Raw genomic sequence first — 21,857 nt, forward strand, 5'->3', positions numbered from 1 at the left:
AGTTTCAAAGATTTATTCCTTTATTTTTGCATGCCCAAGTAGAACAGGGCGCAGCCTACAGCTAATGGCATAGCTAAAATGGTACGGCTCAGAGGGGTTACACGCTCTATAAAGTCAATAAATTTATGGATGGACGTTGGAATTAAAAAAGCAAACATCTATCTTTGTGTCCCTTTTTAAGGGAAGGACGAGTTAAAGTATTAAAAGTCAATTAAATATACCGAAGTGGATACACTAAGTTATAAGACAGTTTCGGCTAACAAGGCAACCGTAGAGAAAGATTGGGTAATCGTAGATGCCAGTCAAAAAACACTAGGTAGATTAGCTAGCGAAGTTGCAAAGATAATCAGAGGCAAAAATAAGCCTGGTTATACCCCACACGTGGATTGTGGTGACAATGTGATTGTTCTGAATGCTGATAAAGTAAGGCTGACAGGTGATAAGTGGGACAACAGAGTGTATCTTACTTATACTGGTTATCCAGGCGGTCAGAAACAAACCACGCCAAGACAATTGAAGGCTAAATCTTCTACTCTACTTGTAGAGAGAGCTGTTCGTGGCATGTTGCCTAAAACAAGATTAGGAAGAGCCATCTTCCATAACTTGTATGTTTATGAAGGTGCTGAGCATCCACATGCCGCTCAACAACCAAAAGAAGTTCAATTATAATATTACTGATTAATGGAAGTAGTTAATAAAATTGGAAGAAGAAAGACCTCTGTTGCAAGATTGTACATGGAGTTTGGAAATGGCGATATCACTATCAACGGCAAAACACTAGAGGATTACTTTCCTTCTGATGTACTTCAAATTATTGTGAAGCAGCCATTGAATCTTGTTGATGTGTCTGGAAATTTCGACATCAAAGTAAATGTAGATGGCGGAGGACCAAAAGGACAAGCAGAAGCTATCCGTTTGGCAATCTCTAGAGCACTATGCGAAGTGGATGCTGAAAACAGACCTCCTTTGAAGAAAGAAGGATTCCTTACAAGAGACCCAAGAATGGTTGAGCGTAAGAAGCCAGGTAGAAGAAAAGCAAGAAGAGCATTCCAGTTCAGCAAGCGTTAATTCGAATCAATTTTCAAATTTATATATGTCTAACAAATTAGAATATAAAGACTTACTTGATGCTGGTGTTCACTTCGGACACTTAACGAGAAAGTGGGATCCTCGTATGGCGCCATATATCTTCATGGAGAGAAATGGTATCCATATCATAGATCTAAACAAAACCCTAAACTGCCTCGAAGAAGCGTCATCTGCAGTTAGGAACATCGTACGTTCAGGAAGAAAAGTAATGTTCGTAGCCACTAAAAAGCAAGCACAAACTATTGTGACTGCTGAGGCTGATAGATTGAACATGCCTTACGTGACTGAAAGATGGTTAGGTGGTATGCTTACCAACTTTGCTACTATCAGAAAGTCATTGAAGAAACTTCAGGGCATCGATAAAATGATGAAAGAAGAGTCTTACAAAAACCTAGCAAAAAGAGAGAGGTTAATGAAGACTCGTGAAAAGGAAAAGTTAGAAAGAGTATTAGGAGGTATCACTGACCTTACTAGACTTCCAGCCGCCCTTTTCATCGTTGATATCAAAAGAGAGCACATTGCTGTTAATGAAGCTAAAAAGCTTGGTATTCCAGTTTTTGCACTTGTAGATACTAACTCAGATCCTAACCAAGTAGATTTCCCAATCCCTGGTAACGATGATGCGTTCAAATCAATTGAAATCATCACCAAGGCAATTGGTAAAGCTATTGAAGAAGGCCTGCAAGAGCGTAAGCAAGAGAAAGAAGAAAGAGAAAGAGAGAAAGCTGAGCAGGAAAAAATCGCTGCAGACAAAGCAGAAACTCCAAAAGAAGAAGCTTAATTCGATTAAGATTAACTCATATAGAAAATTGAACATTGAAGCTTTTTCGATGTTCAATTTTTGTTTTAAAGCATTGAAGTCTAGATAAAAATGGACTTTTTGCAAGTGAAAATAATTTCGGATATTATTTAAAACATATACAAATGGCTATCACAGCAAAAGAGGTTAACCAACTAAGACAAATGACCGGTGCCGGTATGATGGATTGTAAAAAGGCATTGGTAGAAGCTGAAGGTGATTTCGACAAAGCAATCGAAATCCTTCGAAAAAAAGGTCAGAAATTATCTGAAAAAAGAGCTGACAGAGAAACTACTGAAGGTGCTGTTTTTGTAAGAACTAGCGAAGATGGTTCTGAAGCAATTCTAGTAGCTTTTACTTGTGAAACTGACTTTGTGGCTAAAAATGAAGACTTCCAAGCTCTTGGAAATCAAATCGCTGATGCTGCTATCGCTAACAAGCCTGCAGATATCGAAGCCCTTAAAGCCCTTAGCCTTGGTGAACTAACTGTTCAAGATAAAGTAACTGAGCTTCTTGGTAAAATCGGTGAAAAACTTGATGTAACTGTTTACGAAAGCCTAGCTGCTGAGCAAGTTGTTTCTTACATCCACTCTACTGGTAAATTAGGTGTATTGGTAGCTTTAACTGGCGTTGGTGGTGCTGATGTTGCTGCTGCTGGTAAAGACGTAGGAATGCAAATTGCTGCAATGAACCCAGTTGCTGTTGATAAAGATGGCGTTGATGCTTCTATCGTTGAGAAAGAAATCGAAATCGGTAAAGATATCGCTAGACAAGAAGGTAAGCCAGAGGAAATGCTAGAGAAAATTGCTCAAGGAAAATTGAACAAGTTCTTCAAAGAAAACACTTTGTTGAGCCAAGCATTTGTGAAGGATCCTAAAGAAACCGTTCAAGGTTACTTAACTTCAGTAAACAAAGGTTTAACTGTTTCAGACTTCAAAAGAGTTGCTATCGGTTAATATTTAGACCGCTAAAATACAATGAAGGCTTTTCGAAAACGGAAAGCCTTTTTTATTGACTAAACAACGGCTCTGCGGGTAGCTGGTAAAAATTTATCGATGGCCTCGTACAATTCCCCTACATCAAAAGGTTTGCTTAAATAGCCATCAGCACCCATTTGAATGCCATGCTTCTTTTCTTCATCATTGCATCGAACGGAAAGGAGGATAATTGGGACCTGAGAAAGTGTTTCGTGCCTCTTAATAAAGCGAAGTAGCTCATAACCGTTCATAATGGGCATATCTATATCGCAAATGATTAAATCAGGCTCTTCAGTATGTGCTTTGTAGAGCCCTTCCTTACCATTTGCAGATAGGATTGCTTTAAAACCTCGCAGTTCTAAAATTTCCCCTACATTTTCCCTGATAATAAGATTGTCTTCAACCAATAAGATTTTCTTCATTCTGCTACACCTAAAATTCCAACATGAATTTTTGACAGCCCTGAAGAAACGAGTGGTTTGGTAGTGGTTAGAAGGTTGTTTTCGGTAAAGTGCGGTTTGAAGAATTAAAATGGGATTTCAAACTCAAAATTGTGGTGAATACAACCTTATTCAAATATAGGAAGAAAAATGTATTACTTCCTAATCTTCAAACGGTTGCATAAAACTTTTATACTCTGAAATCTTTAAAAAATTTAGGAAAGGGTAATTTTGAATACGCTGAAAAATCAGACAAGTATAGATATGAAATTCAAATTTCCTTATAAAGTGGCTGAGGCTTATCAAAAGCCGGTAGCTTATTTTTCTATGGAATTTGCCATAGACCAACCTTTGAAAATTTATTCTGGGGGCTTGGGCTTTCTGGCGGGTTCGCATATGAGAAGTGCATACGATCTTAAGCAAAATGTAATTGGGATTGGCATTTTGTGGAAGTATGGGTATTACGATCAGGTGCGCAAGCACAACAATGAATTGGATGTTCTGTGGCAAGAACGCCACTATAACTTCCTTCAAGAACTCGATATTGATATTGAAATTAGTGTAGATAATCACCCAGTGAAGGTCAAGGTTTTCTATTTGGACCCAAAAGTGTTTGGAACGGCTCCAATTTTCTTGTTGTCCACAGATCATCCTGAAAATGATTATCTCGCTCAGACTATAACGCATAAGCTTTACGACAACAATTTGTCTACGCGTATTGCTCAGTACATTTTATTAGGAATAGGTGGGGCTAAGCTGCTTGAGGCTCTCGGACATGAAGTTGATTTATATCACTTCAACGAAGCTCATGCACTACCTGCGGCTTTCAGGTTGTTGGAGAAATTAGGAAGCGTTGAAAAGGTAAAGGAACGTTTGGTGTTTACTACGCATACTCCTGTAAAAGCAGGAAACGAGGTGAATGATCCTAACTTATTGCAGAAGCTCGGTTATTTCAATGGTTTTTCTATTCAACAAATGGAAGAATTAGTAGGCTTTGAGAACGGGATGTTTAATCATACTTTGGCGGCTTTGAGGCTTTCAAAAATTGCCAATGCCGTTTCTAAAAAGCACCAACAGGTTTCTAAGGAAATGTGGGGAGGCTTCGAGAATATTTGTGATATCATTCCAATCACAAATGCTCAAAATAAAGCTTATTGGACAGACAATGAGATTCAAAAGGCTTATGACAAAAAGAATGACAAGAAATTTGTAAGCCGTAAGAAGGAGCTCAAAAAGCAGCTTTTCGAATTAGTGGCAGACCAGACAGGAAAAATATTCGATCCTAATGTTCTGACTATAGTTTGGGCGAGAAGATTTGCTGGTTATAAAAGAGCCGACTTGATTGCAAGAGACGCGGAAAGATTCGAGAGACTTTTGAATAATAAGGATTTTCCTGTTCAGGTTATTTGGGCAGGTAAACCATATCCGTTAGATCATTCCGCGGTAAGCACTTTCAATTGGCTCGTTCATTTCACTAGAAAATATCATAATGCCACCGTGCTTACGGGCTATGAACTCGGACTTTCCGCTTTAATGAAGAAAGGTTCGGATGTTTGGTTGAATAACCCTAGAATTCCTTTGGAAGCTTCAGGAACCAGCGGTATGACGGCCGCAATGAACGGTTCATTGAATTTTTCTACCAACGATGGCTGGATTTTAGAGTTCGGAGAACATGGAGTCAATGGTTTTGTAATTCCTGAAGTTGATACTACGTTGCCTGAAGGTGCACAAGATCAGCAAGATGCAGATCATATGATGCGTATTTTGAAAGAAGAAGTTGTTCCAATGTACTATCAAGATCAAGCCAAGTGGGTTGAGTTAAATTGGAATAGTATGGCCGATGTAGATAAATATTTTACGGCTGCTCGTATGGCCGATGAATACTACAAAAGGCTCTATAACTTTTAATCAGATAAATGAATTTGAAAATCCGTTGGCTATCATCAACGGATTTTTTGTTTAAAATGCCTTTCGATTGCATAGTGCCCAACATTCCCCTCGGGCTATTGTTAATTGTCAAACCATTGTTTTAAATTCGAACCAAACAAACGTTCGTTATGGCATTGACAACTTCACAACAAGAAATATTAAACAAAGCCGTTGAAGCTTTGCACACTCGTGTTTTCCACGCTCAATATCCAGAACATCCTTCTCCTAAAATCTATGGCGAAACAGCCGATGCAGATGGACAAAAAGCTTTTAAGGCGCATTTAGGCCAAAAGTTTGAAGAGTTGAAGCAAGAAGGCGAAAGTGGTTGGATTGGAGAAGAAGCCTCTCCTTATTTTATTGATAAGTTGGGCGTAACCTATCCTTCTTTTTCGCAAGATGAGTTGATCAATAGAGCTGACAAAGCTTTTCATTCTTGGAGAAAGGTATCACTAGACGATAAAGCAGGTGTGCTGATTGATGCCATTGAACGCTTTTCAAAATGCTTTTTTGAGAATGCTTACGCCACTATGCATACCACAGGCCAAGGCTATATGATGGCCTTTCAAGCTTCAGGGCCTCATGCGGCAGATCGCGCATTAGAAGCTGTTGCTGCGGGTTATGACGAGCTCAAACGTTTTACTTCGAAAGCAACTTGGGATAAGCCAATGGGCAAATTCAATATCGTTCTGAACAAAGAATGGAGAGCCGTTCCTAAAGGAATTGGTTTGGTGATAGGTTGTTCTACTTTTCCGACTTGGAATTCTGTGCCAGGCGTTTTTGCGAGTTTAATTACTGGCAACGCTGTTTTGGTAAAGCCACATCCAGGTGCCATTCTGCCAATGGCCATTATGGTTGCTGAAATCCGAAATGCTTTAAGAGATGCTGGTTTCGATGCTGATGCTTGTCAACTGGCAGTAGATACGCCTGATGCACCAATTGCTAAGGATTTGGCAGAGGATAAAAGAGTGAAACTGGTTGATTTTACAGGTAATTCTGAATTTGGTTCATACTTGGAAACTTTACCTAAAGCCGTTTTTACTGAGAAAACTGGTGTGAATTCAATGATTTTGGATTCTGTAGAAGATATTGATCAGGTAATTCAGAATATTACTTTTGCGGTTTCTTTGTATTCCGGCCAAATGTGTACGGCTCCTCAAAACTTCTTTATCCCTGAAGGTGGAGTCAAAACGGCCAATGGTGTCGTGAGTTTCGATGAAATTGCTCAGAAATTTGTGGACTTCACCAATGGATTGATCGATAATCCTAAAGCTGGTCCATTTGTTTTAGGGGCTATTCAAAACCCAGCCACTTGCGAAAGAACCCAAAACGCAGCTGCTGATTTGGGAGGTAAAGTCTGGTTGGAGACTTGTTCAATTGAAAACCCAATGTTCAAAACCACAAGAACCCAAACCCCGACTGTTATTGAATTGAGTTCTGCTGACAAGGACAAGTTTTCGAAAGAACTTTTCGGCCCAATTGCACTTTTGATAAAGACAAAAGACACTAAGGAATCAGTGGCTTTGGCTAAGGAAATGGCGGAAGAGCATGGCGCGATTTCTTGTGGCGCTTATACAACAGATGCCGAAACAAAGGAATATATAGCGGACGAAATGTCTTTGGTGGCTACTCCAGTTTCGTTCAACCTAACGGGTGGTATTTATGTGAACCAACATGCCGCGTTCTCTGATTATCATGTCACGGGAGGTAATCCGGCAGGAAATGCCTCATTTACAAACCCAGACTACATCAATCGAAGATTTACTTGGGTTGGAATGAGAGAGCCTGCATAGTAAACAAATTAACTTATTGAAGAGACTGTCTCAAAGGCCTAATTATGAAGTGATTCATGAGGCTTTCGAAACAGTCTCTTTTTGTTTAGTAAGGTTTTTTGCTGCGTATTCTTTCAGAGCATTTGGTAAATCTGAAGGTGGTTTCCGCAAGTGTCATTGAACACAGCGATTTTAGTTGGCCCTACTTCTTTAGGTTCAATGCTGAATTCCACACCGAGTTTTGTGAGTTTGGCGTATTCCGCATCAACATCTTCTACCTGAAAGGCCGTAAATGGAATTCCAGCCTTGAAAAGTTCATCTTGAAATGTGGTGGCAGGCGCAAACCCTAAAGGTTCCAAAACGAGTTCTACGCCATCGGGTTCTTCAGCAGAAACTACGGTTAACCACTTATGCTCACCCATTGGTATTTCGGTTTTTTTCTGAAAGCCCAAGGTTTCGGTATAGAATTTCAATGCCTGATCTTGATTTTGAACGAAGATGCTAGAAAGCTTTATTTTCATGATTTGAAAAGATTAAATGTTTATTCGATCTTCTACAAAGAAGGCGATTTTATATGACCCACATTTATCGAAAATTGCTTTTGATTGACCTCTTGCAAGTTAACCTAATTGCTTTTGCGGGAATCTGAGAAGGGCGGGTTGAGATAAAGGTTGAAGTTGTGAGTGATCTGCATTTTGAGCTGTTGAAAATCTCTTCTGAAAAGAAGATGCACTTAATCCAGTTGACTTTTTAAAGAGAAGTGAAAATGAAGAAATGCTGCTGAAACCGACAGAAAAGCAAGTATCCGAAACGTTGGTGTTTGCCTTTAAAAGCTCTTTTGCAGCTTCAATTCTTCTTTCTTGAAGGTATTTGTGAGGCGTTTTTCCGTAGAATTTTTTAAAAATGCGAATAAAATGGAAAGGAGAGAGTTGAGCCGTTCGTGCGAGATTTTCTAAGCCCAATATTTCTGAAAAATGAGTGTCCATAAAGCGTTTTGCCAACATTACTCTATTCAGCAAATGTTGCTCTTCTTTGAATAATGAGCTGAATTGCTGAATATGGTCAGAATACAGGCTCATGAGTTAGTTCATGTATTTACGAATGATATTGAGCAATTCGTCTTTGGGTAGTTGTTTGCCAATGCTCAGGGTCATAGTGTTAATCATTTCTGCAGTCATCAGAGGACTGAAACCCATATGAAATGCCAAACGATGAATAAGCTCAACTTCTTCCTTGCTCACTTTTTGATCGAACTGCATCAGAAAAAGCAAGTCGTAAAGGATTTCCATTCGCTCGAATTCCATTTTAGGAATCACAAAAGTGAGGTTCTGTGGGTTTTTATCGATATCGTCAACTTCTTCCTTCGAAATGCCCAGCCTTTCCGCAACTTTATAGATGTACAAAGTCTCCAAAGGGTGGTCTTCGTTATCTGCTTCGGCTAGCATGAGCAGCATTAATAAATGCGTTTTCTTTTTGTTTAGCTCTAGTTCTTCTTGATGCATGCTGTGGAAGTTGAGAAATTCTGATTAAAACAGTTCTAGTTGATCGGGTAGAAGCTTAAAGGATTTGCGATGAAGTGGCGTAACACCCAATTTTTGAATGGCCTCACGATGTTTTTTTGTAGGGTAGCCTGCATTATTTTCCCAGCCATAGCCAGGGTATTGCTGAGCCGCCAAAGTCATGATTCTATCTCTTTCAACTTTGGCCAATATTGAAGCGGCTGCAATGGAAAGGTATTTTCCATCACCTTTAACGATGCATTCGTGAGGGATCTTTTGATAAACTTTGAAACGATTACCATCAATCAAAAGCAGTTCAGGCTTGGTTTCGAGCTGATCGATAGATCGATGCATGGCCAGGAAAGATGCATTCAATATGTTGATTTCATCGATTTCTTCCGGACTCACCGCACATACGGCCCAAGCCAAGGCTTCTTCTTTGATTTGGATTTCCAGTGCTTCACGGTCTTTTCTTTTCAATTGCTTCGAATCGTTCAGTAAATCGTTCTTGTAATCAGCGGGCAGAATAACAGCTGCAGCAACTACGGGACCCGCTAAAGGTCCACGACCGGCTTCATCGCAGCCAGCTTCAATTTTCCCAGAACCAAAATTCGATAAGAGCATAATTGATTTTAAGCTATGAAATAAATGTGATTTGATTTCAAACTTAAAACTTTGATTTGGAAGCCGAAACATATCTCTAATTTTACAGCATGGAAGAGCACAAAAATCCTTGGACAACCCTTGATGGAAAAATGATTTATGATAACCCATGGATTCGGGTAGATGAATACAATGTCATTAATCCTACAGGTGGTAAGGGGATTTACGGAAAGGTTTCTTTTAAAGGGAAGGCTGTGGCCGTTATTCCGCTCGATGATGATATGAATACGTGGCTTGTGGGGCAATATCGCTATACTTTGAATGAGTATAGTTGGGAAATCCCTATGGGAGCGGTTCCGCCTAATGAAGATAATGAGGATGGAGCAAAAAGGGAGCTTCAGGAAGAAACAGGGCTCATTGCTGAAAATTTAGAATACTTGTGCAAAATCCACACTTCTAATTCCGTTACCGATGAGGTTGGCTATGCCTATGTAGCCACAGGACTTACTCAGGGAGAAACCAATTTTGACGAAACAGAAGATTTGGCCATTAAGAAACTTCCTTTTGCTGAAGTGCTAGAAATGGTTTTGGACGGACGAATTACCGATAGCCTTAGTGTGGCCGCTATTTACAAACTTGCTCGCTTAAAAGGTCTGTAAATTGAAGGAACTTACGTATAAACAGCATTTTGCCAAAACTGCTACTTTGGCTTACCCCGTTATGCTCAGTCAGGTTGGGCATGTTGCAGTAGGAATTGCCGATAGCATTATGGTTGGGCAAATTGGGCCAGCGCCTTTGGCAGCGGCTTCTTTTGGCAATAGCTTGTTGGCCGTGTTTCTAATGTTTGGCATCGGTGTTTCTTACGGGATTACCCCTTTGGTTGCTCAGGCTGATGGAGAAGGAGACACCCCTAAAATTATTCGACTTTTAAGGCATGGGGTTTTGCTATGCCTTTTGGCAGGTATTACGCTGTTTATCTTGGGCTTCTCGCTGTCATTTGCATTTGGCTACCTTTCGCAGCCAGAAGAGGTGGTGAGCATGGGGACGCCATATTTTTATGTGATCCTCAGTTCTTTGATCCCGATGATGATCTTTCAGAATTTTCGCCAATTCACCGAAGGTCTTTCAGTTACTAAACCCACAATGTTTATTACTGTGGGAGCCAATTTGATCAATGTTCTTTTTAACTATCTTCTGATTTATGGGAAGTTTGGTTTCCCAGAACTTGGTTTAATGGGAGCGGGGTACTCCACCTTATTGGCTAGGGTTTTAATGGCCATAGGTATGTGGCTGTATGTTTTGAAGTCAGGCCGGATGAAGAAATACAAATCCGGACTTCAGTTGCATAAAATTTCGGCTGAATTTTTTAAACCTATGCTGAAAATAGGAGTGCCAAGTGGGGCTCAGTTCGTGTTCGAGGTCGGGGCCTTTTCCATAGCCTCCATTTTTATGGGCAGATTAGGAGTAGTGCCTTTGGCAGCTCACCAAATAGCTTTAAGCTTAGTTTCTTTGAGTTATATGATGGCTACTGGTATTTCTGCTGCCTCTACCGTTAGGGTGGGTAATCAGTTGGGAAAACGAGATGCTCAAAACCTTAAGAAGGCAGGTAATACAAGTTTTGTGATGGTCTTGATTTTTATGGCCTGTTGCTCTTTGATTTACATCGTTTTCAATCAATTTTTCCCTTCACTCTATATCGATGACCCCGAAGTTATTCTGATTGCAGGCTCGTTGCTTATTGTAGCAGGCTTTTTTCAACTTTCAGATGGAGTTCAAGTTGTTGGTTTAGGCTCTTTAAGAGGAATGTCGGATGTTAAAATCCCAACGATTATTACTTTCATTGCTTACTGGGGATTAGCCATACCCATTAGTTATGTGTTTGGGTTTGTTTTGGATTTTGGCCCCGAAGGTATTTGGTATGGGTTGTTGACAGGTTTATCAATTGCTGCAATTTTGCTGTTTTTCCGCTTTAGAAAACTAGCCAATCAAAAGAGTTTGTCTTTCTAGCTTAGAAAGAAATGTTTTTTGGAAAAATTCGTCAAGAGTATGTTGCTTTGGCTCATCTCTCTTTAAAGCGAGGGACTTTCTTTTTCTATGCCATGCAACCCTTTATGCTATGAGTTTGTCTTTCTTCAAACTCAAAATTATGAATGCATATAAAATAACCCTCCTGTCTTTTTTACTCCTTTTTTCTGTTACAGCTTTTGCTCAAAATAAAGAAACTCGAAATGTGGGCGACTTTGATGAAATAGCCATGGGCGTTTCAGGGAAAGTATATGTAAAACAGGGAGACAAAACAGAAGTAGTTTTGGAAGGCGATAAAGATTTGCTGGACGAAATAGAAACAGAAGTACGCAGTGGTCGCCTTTCGATCAAATCAGAAAGAGATGGCTGGAATTTCTGGGGAAATAGTAATCGTGGTAAGCTAACCGTTTACGTTACTGTAAAGGAATTAAAAGGCGCACATGTTAGCGGATCGGGAAACATTATTGGTGAGAGCACTTTTAAAGTAAGAGACTTTGATGCGGCCGTTTCTGGCTCGGGTAATATTGAATTGGACATCGAGGCAGAATACACTGACGCCAGAATTTCTGGTTCAGGGAACATTCGCTTGAGCGGAAAATCCGAAAAGGCTCAACTGCATATCAGTGGCTCTGGCCGCTATATTGGCGAAAAACTAGATGCTGGCGATTATGAGGTTCGTATAACAGGATCGGGTAGAGGTAATATAACGGTTAATGGCGATTTAGATGCTCGTATCAGCGGCAGTGGTAGTGTTTACTACAGCGGTAACCCAACTTCAGTGAATTCCAGTGTTGCGGGGAGCGGAAGAGTGAGAAGAGCTAATTAGGTTAAGCCAATCTCTTTACAAACTCTACAATCCCCTTTACAATCATAAACTGAGCTAGAATGTAGGTGAGCATAATCAGAAAACCAGCTTGAGGTATGGTGGTGGCAAATTGGTTGATGGCTAAAAGGCTATCACTCAAAATAAAGGCAATTGCTCCTGCTAAAATGTACCAGAAGCTGGTTTTGTCTGTTTTACCCAATCGCTTACTAGCCGTAATCCCCATAAGGCAGATAACAACCGTATAAATAAGGGCTGGTATCATCATTTCGCCAAGGCCAGGTTTTATCCATCTGAACATAAAAAGTCCGTAGACACCAAAAAGGAGGTCGTGCCACTTGAATTTGATTTTTCTGTCTTCAGTATTTACTAAGTTGAGATTCAGAAAGATATAAGTAAGATGGGCGAGAAGAAAAGCGCCTAAGCCCAATAGAAAGAAAATACTTTCATTACTGGAAAAGATAAGAAAGACATCTCCCAGTAAGGAGAAAAACAAAGCGGCATTCACAAATTTGCTTAAGGGTGTTTTGGGCACCGATTGATTGAAATAAAACATCAAACTGGCCATTAACAATGGTTTTGTGAAATTGGCTAACACAGGAATGTCCAGCAGATGTGATAATAAATGGACAACCGAAAAGCCCACAAATGGAATAAGCTGTTTTGGTAGTTTCATGTTTTCAGTTCAGTTGGATATCTTTTATATAGTGGTTTGGTGAAATCTGCCATGGTCGGAAAATCCATAAGCTTGGCCAACAAATGGAGAAAGGCAAATGCAAAAAATGGGAGCAGTGTCTTTGTGTTTTCATGTGTTATAATTCTTGAGACAACCCTCCAAAAGTTCTGTATAATAAATGGTTACAGGTCAAATGAAGGGTGTGGTTAATTTAGTCTCAACTTTTGGAGGGCCCGATTCTATTGAACCGTACTCTTTACAAACCGCTTCAACCAATTTAAACCAAAAGTAAGAAATAAGAAACCTATGAAAGACAAGGCTCCACAAAGTAAAAATACATCTCTGATATTTTCTATTTGATTGCTGTAAATCCATCCCGCGATTAGGGCTCCCAATCCAATGCCTATTTCTAGAGCAATGTACATTGTTGCCAATCCTTTGCCTCGCAAATGATCCAGACTTAAATCGATGGTCCAAGCGTAAATGGTTGGTGTGTTCATGCCCACAGCAATACCAAAAGCAACAGCGCTAATCATTAGCATTTCTTGAGTGTGAGTGAAGGCAATTAACAAGTCGGAAATTGCAATGGCCAAGGCCGCGATTTTCAAGATTACTACTCTGCCATATTTATCGGAAGCCTTACCTGCTACCAACCTTACTACCAAAGAAGCTACTACGAAAACACCCATGAAAATACCTTTTTCTTTTTCTTTATATCCTAAACTGACGCTTAAGTCAGGGATGAGAGTAAGTACGGCCCCAAAGGAGAAAGAAGTTAGTAGAAATAAGAAAGAAGGATTAAAAACCCGAGGTTCTATTACTTCACTTGCGGATATTTTTAAGAGTCTAGGGTTGAATTTCATCCTTTCTTCCAAAGTTTCTTTCATGCCAATTAGAATGAGCACAGAGCCAATTGCGGCTATTGAAGAAGCGTAGAACATAAAGTCGATGCCATATGTGTCCGCAATTCTTGGGCCGATGGCCGGGCCAGCCGCCATGCCTAGGCTTCCAAAGAAACCAGAAAGCCCCATGGCTTCTCCTCTTCTGTTGGCAGGGACTATATCTGCGATGTAAGCGGAAGTTCCTGTGGGTTTAAAGCCTGTGGAAAAACCATGTAAAAAGCGGAGGAGTAAAAGTGCCCATACTGTACCAACCATAGGGTATAAAAAACCCATTACGAAGCAAACCCCTGCTCCGAAAATCATTACGGGAATTCTACCAACAGTGTCGGAAAGTTTGCCACTGAATGGACGGGAAAGGCCGGCAGTAACAGTAAAAAGTGAAATGATCAGTCCTTTGTACTCTCCACCTCCTAAATCGGTGATGTAATTGTAGAGGTCGGGGACTATCATATTAAAGCTGCCAAAGAACAAAAATGAACTGAAGCAAAGCAGAAAAAACTGCAGGGTATAAACTTTCTTTTTCTCCGTCATTGGTGTAAACAAAAAATGGAGCCGAAGCTCCATCTTAATTTATTGCTGCATTAAATAAGCCTTTATATAATCATCCAGATCACCATCCAAAACATTTTGAACGTCTGTTCGCTCGAAGCCTGTTCGCGCGTCTTTGATCAGTTTGTAAGGATGCAAAACGTAGTTTCTGATTTGAGAACCAAAATCTACCCGCATTTTTTCGCCCTCAATTTTATCACGTTCGGCATTGCGTTTCTCCATTTCCATCTGATACAATCTAGATTTCAACATAGAAAGCGCCTTTTCTTTATTTGCTAACTGAGATCTGGATTCAGTATTTTCAATGATGATTCCAGAAGGGGCGTGCTTCAATCGAACACCCGTTTCTACTTTGTTAACGTTCTGGCCACCGGCACCACCAGATCTAAATGTGTCCCAAGAAATATCCGCTGGATTGATGTCTATTTCAATGGTGTCGTCTACCACAGGATAGGCAAAAACCGAAGCGAAGGAAGTGTGTCTTCTTCCTCCAGAATCGAAAGGAGAAATACGCACCAATCGGTGAACGCCTGACTCAGCTTTCAACTGCCCGTAAGCAAATTCTCCCTCAAACTCCAGTGTACAGGATTTACAGCCTGCAACTTCACCTGGTTGATAGTTGACCTGCTTCACTTTGTAGCCTTGCTTTTCTCCCCACATAATGTACATACGCATGAGGATTTCAGCCCAATCGTTACTTTCAGTTCCACCAGCTCCCGGATTGATTTCAATCATGGCACTTAGTTGGTCTTCTTCGCCACTCAGCATTTTCTTGAACTCAATTTCTTCAAGAATATCCAGTGTTCTTTTATATTCCTTTTCAACTTCCTCTTCCGTGGCTTCGTCCATTTCAAGGAATTCGTAAAGGGTTTCAAGGTCTTCCAAGGCTGTGAGTAAATCCTCGAAGCTTTTGGTCCATACCTTTTTTAAACGAATTTGCTTAAGTACTTTTTCAGCCTCTTTTGGGTCGTTCCAAAAATCTGGTTGGGCTGTTACCAGTTCTTCTTCTTCTACTTCACGCTTTTTGACATCGTAGTCAAAGGTACCCCCTCAAGGCCGCTACTCTGGCCTTTAAATCTTTCAGTTGATCTGAAGTCATGTTGTGTAATTTGATTTTTCGAAGCGCAAAGGTGATGAAATGTAGCGGATAATTCAAGCAATGTTCAGAGACTAGATTTGTGAAAACATCCATAAACTTTCAGCTTTTTCTATTTATAGGCTTTTCATCTGAAGAGTATGTCAAAAAGGTGGTCTTGTTTGATATAGCGTTTGCGCAAGGCTCAGAATGAAAGGCTTTTAGCGCCTGGAGACTAATTTTATAATGAAATGAACAAAAAAGGCCTTAGTTTTGTAGACTAAAGAAGGGCAAATGGCCTTTACTTATTTTGACATGGGGCCGACTGGAATTGACAGTAGGTGAAATGCAAGTGTAAGCATGCAGGGAGTTGTGAGTATTTCCCTTAAATAAAACTTTCACACTTATAATTGGCGAAAGACAATACGCCCTTGCTGCCTAATCAGATTTAGTTAGCAATGTGTCTCTCTCACCCCTCGTTCTGCCGGGTGGGAATACGAGGCATCAACACGCGGAACTAGTACCATAGGATATCGCGACTTTGGTGCGAAATTAATCGCGGATAAGGCTTGGGTCAGGGTGGTTGCTGTCCTTAACAAGCTCGAAAAATAATCAGCAAATAAGCATGTAGAAGGCACTTAGTGTTCCTTATCTGGACGAGGGTTCGAACCCCTCCGGCTCCACTTTAACCCATCTGGATTTAATCCGGGTGGGTTTTTTTATTAGAACACCTAGAATCTCCATCAATGGACTTTCGCTTTCAACTTAGCTCAATTCCTCTAAATTGGCGGAGTGAAAAATCCAAAGACTCAATTATCCCTGTTTATATTGTTTTTTTTTATGCTGGCCTGTTCCAGTAAAAAAGAAGTAGAGCATACCCAAGCACCAAAAGGTATGGCCTATATTCCCTCAGGTGAGTTTGCCATGGGAGGTAAATCTGATCAGGCTTCTTACGATGAATTTCCAGTGCATCAGGTAAAGGTTTCTGCTTTTTTTATGGATGAATCTGAGGTAACCAATCGGGGATTTGCTGAGTTTGTAAAGGCCACGGGCTATAAAACCACTGCGGAACAGGATATAGATTGGGATGAAATGAAAAAACAACTTCCTCCCAATACCCCCAAACCAGCCGATAGTTTACTGATGGCAGGTTCTTTGGTTTTCAAAAAAACAGACGCTCCCGTGAACTTGAACGATTATAGCCAATGGTGGGAGTGGACCATAGGAGCAGATTGGAAACATCCCGAAGGCCCAGATAGCTCTATTGAAGGCAGAATGGATCATCCGGTGGTGCATGTGTCGTGGGATGATGCTGAGGCTTACGCCAAATGGGCGGGTAAGCGTTTACCCACAGAAGCAGAGTGGGAATGGGCAGCCATGGGCGGATTGAAAGGCACAAAATACCCGTGGGGTAATGAATCGGTTGAGGAAGCAACGGATAAGGCTAATTTTTGGCAGGGGATTTTTCCGTATCAAAACCATGTATTGGATGGTTATGAAGGAACCGCTCCCGTGAAGTCATTTAAGGCGAATGGCTATGGATTATACGATATGGCTGGCAATGTTTGGGAATGGTGCAGCGATAAATACAATGCCAGAGCTTACGATGAATACGAAGATAAAGGCGTGGTAAGCAATCCTGAAGGCTCTAATCACTATTTCGATCCGAATGAACCAAATGCACCCAAGCATGTGATTCGTGGAGGCTCATTTCTCTGCAACGACAGCTATTGCAGTGGCTACCGTGTTTCAAGAAGAATGAGCTCAAGCCGAGATTCAGGCTTCAATCATACGGGTTTTCGCTGCGCAAAGGATATTTGATTATGGTCAAAAAAAAGAAGATGCAGGCGTCTCCTGCATCTTCCAAATGATTGTATGAAAAAGAATAACCTGAAAAGGTTACCTTGTCTTTATCTCAGCCAAACACTAACCAGCCCGATTCCTTGTTCCGATTCCAGTTCTGAGGAGCTTAATCCTGGCCCAACTGAAATCTGAAGACTTTCTATGCGGTTAATGTCAAACTTGGAATTGATGTCATGTTCAAGGTAGTACGGTAAAAAGTCCGGGTAAGGACGAGGCATCGTAACATTTTTAACAATTTTTAAGCTTTCTAAACTCACCGAATATTCTTTAAGTTCCGGTTGAAGCTCTAAAATGGCTCCATAGGCGGCTCCATTATCCAAAACAAATGCGATTTGCACTTTTGTTGGCTTGTTGCTCAAACTTCTACCCTTCAATACAATGTTGGATTTGTGCGAAAGATCATCTTTTCGCCCGCTGATTCTATCTAAAATGAAATGCTTCACGGTATAATCATTAGGGCCGTTTTTCGAAGCAATTTTACCCATGTTCATTTCGTACTCAGATTCCCATGGATTATCTAAAGGAACAACTTTGAAGCCGCGGCTCCATCTGCTAAGCAGTAGGTTTCCTGAATCTTCATTGGTGTTGTAAAGTAGAATAGGCTTTTCGCTAGCAATAACTCTGGTTTGGTAGCTACTTAAATCATAGAAGTCCCAATCGAAAGAGCGGCCACTCATGCCCGAAGGATAAGTAGTGGCATTTCCCTGTGTATCGGTTACCAGAATGGTGTAGTTCAAAGTGCCTTCATTTACTCTTTCAGCAGGAATGACGGCTTCATAATGGTAATTGTCAACTTGGTTCATTTCAATTGGCCCACCTCTAAAGCCAGAAGTCATGATTTGAAGCTTTTGTGCTGGATTTGGAGCTACATATTGTACTTCAATTTTCACTGGCTCACCAGCAGTAACTTCTTTCAAAGGAGTATGCTTAAACCATGCTTTTTCTGCAGTCGATTCTGGTGCGTAGAAGTCTTTTAATTGTCCAGCCTTGAATGAGTTCGTAACTGACCATGATTTGCTGATTCCGCTTTTGGTTAGCATGTATGTGCCTGGTTTAACTGAAAAACTTCCGCTACTTACTGTAGAAGTGAAACGATTTCCTTGGTTAATAGCTTCTAGGTTGAAATTGCCGCTAAGGTCGTTCAGGTTGATTTTCATTTGGTGTTCTGCCCATTGAATTACGGCAACAGTTTTTCTAGGGCTGTTTTTGCCGAAGGGGTTGTCTACCCAAACGGCATCAGGCATTACTTCTAACCTCCAAACACCATCAGCAATTTTATCAAGAAAATATGCACCTTGTCCATCGTAGCTCACAACTGGTGAATTGCTGTAACCTGCAATTAGGTTTAAGTTTTGTTCGTTCTTTGGAGCTTGTGAAGTTTCATTGGTGTAGATGAACTTGTCATCGGCATTATATAGGGCTAAATCCTTTTCGTAACTCACTTCAAAATCTCCGAAACGGGTATTTTCAGGATAGCTGCCAAAGTCGGCATTCATTGGTACTTCATGAAAAACTTCTCCCGCAATCATTAAACTCAAGGCTTTCTGAGGAGTGTAAGAAAGATTCATGTAGTGGGTGTTGTATTCTGTGTTTGCGTAAGCCAAATAAGTAGGGTCGTACGCAAATTGAGTGGCAATTTGAATGCCTGCTTCTCTAAAACTTCTTGCTAAAGCAGGGTACATGTAAGATTTGCCAACATCGGCTGCGTCAAACTCATAAACGATTTTAGCGCCTTTGTTCTTCTTGATAACATCATCGAAAGGGATGTTGTAGTCGTTGGCGTTTGGAAGTAAATTTCCTGAGAGTTCTTTCTGATAAGTTAAACCCGTTGGGTACCACTGAAAGGTTCCTCCATCAATATCTGCCTTGAAATAAGCTTCTTCATATTGAATGCCATGGCTGATGTTATAGAATATCGGTTTTTTTGTGCCTGTGGATTTCATGGCTTTCACCATAGTTTCTACATACTCGGTTACCTTTTGGGCTTCACCTCCGTGATGAGGTTCGTTACTTACCTCAAATGCGATTACACTTGGGTCATTTTTGTATGCCAAGCCTGTGTATGGGTTTACATGATTTAAGAATTGAGCCAAATAATTCGCTCCGGCTTTAATGGCATCGGGGTTTGTAAGGCTGTTTCCTTTTCCATATTTATGGGAAAATCCAGGGGTGTCTTGATCTGGTTCTGGCCATCCATTTCCCCAAAAAGCAATAGGCGTAAGTACATAATTTAAGCCTTTGTCCTTCAGTTGTTTGACTAAATAATCGAAGGTGTCTAAATGTTCGTTTTGCAATAAATTGCCCAAAGAATCACTGATTTCAGTATCCCAAACATGCACTCTGTATAAGTCGAAACCCAAACGTGTAAAATGGTAAACGTCTTGATCGATTGCCTTTTTCGGGTCAACGCCCAAGCGTTTTGCAGATCTAAAAGCATGGGCGAAAGGAACGGTGTAGTTCACACCAAAACCATGTACTTCTTCTTTGTCTTTTTTCCATCGAATTACCCCTTTGTTGTCCACATAAGTTTGTCCACGGTCGGGCTGCTTTTGAGCCAACAAGATGTTCGTAAAGAGCATGGAAAAGCTGGCAATAATAATCAGCTGGTGCCGATATGCCCTTTTTAAAAAGTTTAAAATATTCTTTCTTGTAGCCATTCTATTACAGTAAGTTTTGAGTGGAAGTTTAGGGTAAAGAAAATTCTGTGTGCCGTCCATGTAAGTATAGAATTTCTATAAAGTGCATTTATTGACGAAAAACAGCTATTTCTCTGAAATTTTTATAAACGTAAAAAATACAGTTATTTTTTGCAAACGATTGATGATAACTTTGGTTTAAGTCATGATGAACCGCGCTATTTCCATATTGCTCTCTTTATGGCTCCTTTTGGGAGCGTGGCAAATATCTTTTGCTCAATCTCAAGCGGTGTTCAAAAAGATCAATTTGAGCAATGGACTTTCCAACGGAAAAGTCACAAGTATTGTAAAAGAGCCGGGAGGCTTTGTTTGGATAGGTACCAAAAATGGTTTGAATCGGTATGATGGGCTAAACTTCAGGGTTTACAATAAACAGAATAGCAACATCAGCTCTAACGATATAGCGGATTTGCTTATCGATAGTAAAAATCGCTTATGGATTGCCACTTTGGGAGGAGGATTGAGCCTTTACGATCGAGAAAGGGATGAATTTATCGTTTTTAAAAGTGTTCCGAATGATCAATCTGCTTTACCTTCAAATCATGTAAATGTAATTTTTGAAGATCGCTCTAATCGCATTTGGTTGGGTACGGAAAATGGCCTTTCAGAATACACAGAGCAAGGTTTTGTTTCTTACACCCATCGAAATCCTGCTAATTCCATTAGTCATAACAGCGTCACTAGCATTTATCAAGACGAAGAAGGGAAGCTCTGGGTGGGGACTTTTGGGGGAGGGCTGAATCTTTTCAATGTGCAAGAAAGTTCGTTTTGGCAAGCGCCTTCTCAGCAAGGGATACTTTCTGACTATATTCATGCCATTAACCAATTGGATGAACATCACCTATTGGTTGGCACCAGCGGAGGAGGACTTCTAAAGTATGATTTGAGAGATTCAACTTACTCGCCTTATTTCACTGCGGAAATGAATGTTTCTGAGGAAGTGAATATTGTTCGGTCACTTATGAAGGCCGACAATGGCGCGATTTGGGTAGGCTCAGATGGAAATGGGATTTATGAAATTGAAAGCCCTTTAACGTCTCCAAAACTGACACATTACGAACATAATGCTCAGTTGCCTTCTTCGCTTTCCGGCAATGCAGTCTACGAAATAATGGAAGATGGAGAAGCCAATATTTGGATTGGAACTGCTTGGAATGGCGTTGATGTGTTAAACAGAACACAGAATTTCAGTTTCTTCTTTAGCGATATTCGAGGCGAAAATCCCAGTCCGGTTCTTTCGCTTTATAAAAAGAACAATAAGCTCCTTTTTGGTCTTGATGGAAATGGATTGACCATTTACGATACTAAATCCGATAGAACAAAATATTTCAATCGATCAGAAAATTCATCTATTGGCGGTAATTACATTCAATATATTTTAGAGGGAAATGCAAACGATTACTGGCTGGGGACGTTCTCCAACGGGCTAATTCATTTCAATGAAAGTACGGGAAGCTTTAAACAATTTAAATACGACCCACTAAAGTCGAATTCACTCAGCTACAATGATGTTCGCTTTCTGTTAAAGGATGGAGACAATCTTTGGATTGCAACTTGGGGTGGTGGATTGAATTACTTCAATAGTCAAAAAAATAGCTTTGTTCACTACAGAGAAAATGCGGATGATCCGAACTCCATCAGCAGCGACAATGTAATTTCTTTACAGCCAGATAATGGAAAAATTTGGGTGGCAACTTTTGGTGGAGGACTTGATCTTTTCGATCCACTTTCGGGGCAATTCAGTCATTTTGCTCATGAAGAATCCAATTCAAATTCCCCAAGCAGTAACAATATTTTCTCCCTGTTTAAAGACTCAAAAGGCTATCTGTGGATCGGAACTTCTGGTGAAGGAATTAATCGATACAATCCTCAAACTAAGATTTTCGAGCGGTTTGATGACAGCCCAAATGTTCGTTACACTACCGTTACGGCCATAACTGAAGATGATTCTGGTGCTATTTGGTTCAGTACTAAAGAAGGGGTTTTTAACTACGATTACGCAAAGGCCTCTTTCAGCAGTTTTCCAAATTTATCGGGTGAATTTCATATCAACTCTGTTTTTAAAGATGAGCAAGGAATGCTCTATTTTGGAGGAATTAATGGCGTGCTTTCGTTTGATCCGAGTCAAGATAACTTTTGAAAA

Annotated in this window: 20 protein-coding genes and 1 other RNA gene; 12 read left to right on the plus strand and 9 right to left on the minus strand. The window is 40.4% G+C overall.

What is annotated here, in order from left to right; all coding sequences use genetic code 11:
• The first annotated feature begins 225 nt into the window (after nt 1–225).
• From rplM to tsf, 4 genes are all read left to right on the plus strand, one after another.
• Nucleotides 226–669, plus strand: coding sequence for a 50S ribosomal protein L13 (gene rplM / locus ACXACJ_RS01505; RefSeq protein WP_475132493.1), 444 nt, complete (start codon nt 226–228; stop codon nt 667–669).
• A 12-nt stretch (nt 670–681) separates the two neighbouring features.
• Nucleotides 682–1,068 (plus strand): 30S ribosomal protein S9, encoded by a 387-nt coding sequence (gene rpsI / locus ACXACJ_RS01510; RefSeq protein WP_475132494.1) that lies wholly within the window; start codon nt 682–684, stop codon nt 1,066–1,068.
• A gap of 25 nt (nt 1,069–1,093) precedes the next feature.
• Nucleotides 1,094–1,870, plus strand: a complete 777-nt coding sequence (rpsB, locus tag ACXACJ_RS01515) for a 30S ribosomal protein S2 (protein ID WP_475132495.1) — start codon at nt 1,094–1,096, stop codon at nt 1,868–1,870.
• Between the two features lie 143 nt (nt 1,871–2,013).
• On the plus strand, nt 2,014–2,844 hold the full coding sequence (gene tsf, locus ACXACJ_RS01520) for a translation elongation factor Ts (protein ID WP_475132496.1): 831 nt from the start codon (nt 2,014–2,016) through the stop codon (nt 2,842–2,844).
• A 59-nt stretch (nt 2,845–2,903) separates the two neighbouring features.
• On the opposite strand, the gene ACXACJ_RS01525 is transcribed toward tsf, so the two are convergent.
• Nucleotides 2,904–3,287: a response regulator gene (locus tag ACXACJ_RS01525; RefSeq protein ID WP_475132497.1), complete on the minus strand. Its 384-nt coding sequence runs from the start codon at nt 3,285–3,287 to the stop codon at nt 2,904–2,906.
• 282 nt (nt 3,288–3,569) lie between these two features.
• On the opposite strand from ACXACJ_RS01525, the gene glgP reads away from it, so the two are divergent.
• Both glgP and paaN read left to right on the plus strand, forming a co-directional pair.
• The gene (gene glgP, locus ACXACJ_RS01530; protein WP_475132498.1) at nt 3,570–5,213 is read left to right on the plus strand and encodes an alpha-glucan family phosphorylase; all 1,644 of its coding nucleotides are present in this window, start codon (nt 3,570–3,572) and stop codon (nt 5,211–5,213) included.
• A 149-nt stretch (nt 5,214–5,362) separates the two neighbouring features.
• A complete protein-coding gene (gene paaN, locus ACXACJ_RS01535) occupies nt 5,363–7,024 on the plus strand; it encodes a phenylacetic acid degradation protein PaaN (RefSeq protein ID WP_475132499.1) in 1,662 nt (553 codons plus the stop codon).
• Between the two features lie 113 nt (nt 7,025–7,137).
• On the opposite strand, the gene ACXACJ_RS01540 is transcribed toward paaN, so the two are convergent.
• From ACXACJ_RS01540 to ACXACJ_RS01555, 4 genes are all read right to left on the minus strand, one after another.
• A complete protein-coding gene (locus ACXACJ_RS01540) occupies nt 7,138–7,524 on the minus strand; it encodes a VOC family protein (RefSeq protein ID WP_475132500.1) in 387 nt (128 codons plus the stop codon).
• A gap of 99 nt (nt 7,525–7,623) precedes the next feature.
• A complete protein-coding gene (locus ACXACJ_RS01545; protein ID WP_475132501.1) occupies nt 7,624–8,082 on the minus strand; it encodes a helix-turn-helix domain-containing protein in 459 nt (152 codons plus the stop codon).
• 3 nt (nt 8,083–8,085) lie between these two features.
• Nucleotides 8,086–8,505: a hypothetical protein gene (locus ACXACJ_RS01550; RefSeq protein ID WP_475132502.1), complete on the minus strand. Its 420-nt coding sequence runs from the start codon at nt 8,503–8,505 to the stop codon at nt 8,086–8,088.
• A 24-nt stretch (nt 8,506–8,529) separates the two neighbouring features.
• On the minus strand, nt 8,530–9,126 hold the full coding sequence (locus ACXACJ_RS01555; protein WP_475132503.1) for a ribonuclease HII: 597 nt from the start codon (nt 9,124–9,126) through the stop codon (nt 8,530–8,532).
• 89 nt (nt 9,127–9,215) lie between these two features.
• Here ACXACJ_RS01555 and ACXACJ_RS01560 point away from each other — a divergent pair, with 89 nt between their 5' ends.
• The 3 genes from ACXACJ_RS01560 (at nt 9,216) to ACXACJ_RS01570 (ending at nt 11,956) form a co-directional block, all read left to right on the plus strand.
• Nucleotides 9,216–9,764: an NUDIX domain-containing protein gene (locus ACXACJ_RS01560; protein WP_475132504.1), complete on the plus strand. Its 549-nt coding sequence runs from the start codon at nt 9,216–9,218 to the stop codon at nt 9,762–9,764.
• Nucleotide 9,765: 1 nt separating this feature from the next.
• On the plus strand, nt 9,766–11,112 hold the full coding sequence (locus ACXACJ_RS01565; protein ID WP_475132505.1) for an MATE family efflux transporter: 1,347 nt from the start codon (nt 9,766–9,768) through the stop codon (nt 11,110–11,112).
• 139 nt (nt 11,113–11,251) lie between these two features.
• A complete protein-coding gene (locus ACXACJ_RS01570) occupies nt 11,252–11,956 on the plus strand; it encodes a head GIN domain-containing protein (protein WP_475132506.1) in 705 nt (234 codons plus the stop codon).
• Between the two features lies 1 nt (nt 11,957).
• Here ACXACJ_RS01570 and ACXACJ_RS01575 read toward each other — a convergent pair whose 3' ends face one another.
• From ACXACJ_RS01575 to prfB, 3 genes are all read right to left on the minus strand, one after another.
• Nucleotides 11,958–12,629 carry a lysoplasmalogenase gene (locus ACXACJ_RS01575; protein WP_475132507.1) on the minus strand — a complete coding sequence of 224 codons (672 nt, stop codon included), beginning with the start codon at nt 12,627–12,629 and terminating at the stop codon, nt 11,958–11,960.
• Nucleotides 12,630–12,868: 239 nt separating this feature from the next.
• Nucleotides 12,869–14,095, minus strand: a complete 1,227-nt coding sequence (locus ACXACJ_RS01580) for an MFS transporter (protein ID WP_475132508.1) — start codon at nt 14,093–14,095, stop codon at nt 12,869–12,871.
• Between the two features lie 6 nt (nt 14,096–14,101).
• Nucleotides 14,102–15,179, minus strand: a protein-coding gene (gene prfB, locus ACXACJ_RS01585) for a peptide chain release factor 2 (protein ID WP_475132509.1) whose coding sequence is annotated in 2 segments (ribosomal slippage) — nt 14,102–15,118 and nt 15,120–15,179 — 1,077 coding nt in all. Because the reading frame shifts where the segments join, the coding sequence is not laid out codon by codon here.
• A 293-nt stretch (nt 15,180–15,472) separates the two neighbouring features.
• On the opposite strand from prfB, the gene ssrA reads away from it, so the two are divergent.
• Nucleotides 15,473–15,841, plus strand: a transfer-messenger RNA (tmRNA) gene (gene ssrA / locus ACXACJ_RS01590).
• A 208-nt stretch (nt 15,842–16,049) separates the two neighbouring features.
• The gene (locus tag ACXACJ_RS01595; RefSeq protein WP_475132510.1) at nt 16,050–16,976 is read left to right on the plus strand and encodes a formylglycine-generating enzyme family protein; all 927 of its coding nucleotides are present in this window, start codon (nt 16,050–16,052) and stop codon (nt 16,974–16,976) included.
• 89 nt (nt 16,977–17,065) lie between these two features.
• Here ACXACJ_RS01595 and ACXACJ_RS01600 read toward each other — a convergent pair whose 3' ends face one another.
• Entirely contained in the window at nt 17,066–19,675 is a 2,610-nt protein-coding gene (locus tag ACXACJ_RS01600; protein WP_475132511.1) for a cellulase family glycosylhydrolase, read from the minus strand.
• A gap of 184 nt (nt 19,676–19,859) precedes the next feature.
• Between ACXACJ_RS01600 and ACXACJ_RS01605 the strand changes: the two genes are divergently transcribed.
• Nucleotides 19,860–21,854 carry a ligand-binding sensor domain-containing protein gene (locus ACXACJ_RS01605; RefSeq protein WP_475132512.1) on the plus strand — a complete coding sequence of 665 codons (1,995 nt, stop codon included), beginning with the start codon at nt 19,860–19,862 and terminating at the stop codon, nt 21,852–21,854.
• The last annotated feature ends 3 nt before the right edge of the window (nt 21,855–21,857 follow it).

The sequence above is a fragment of the Roseivirga sp. AWQ4_251 genome, assembly GCF_056158225.1.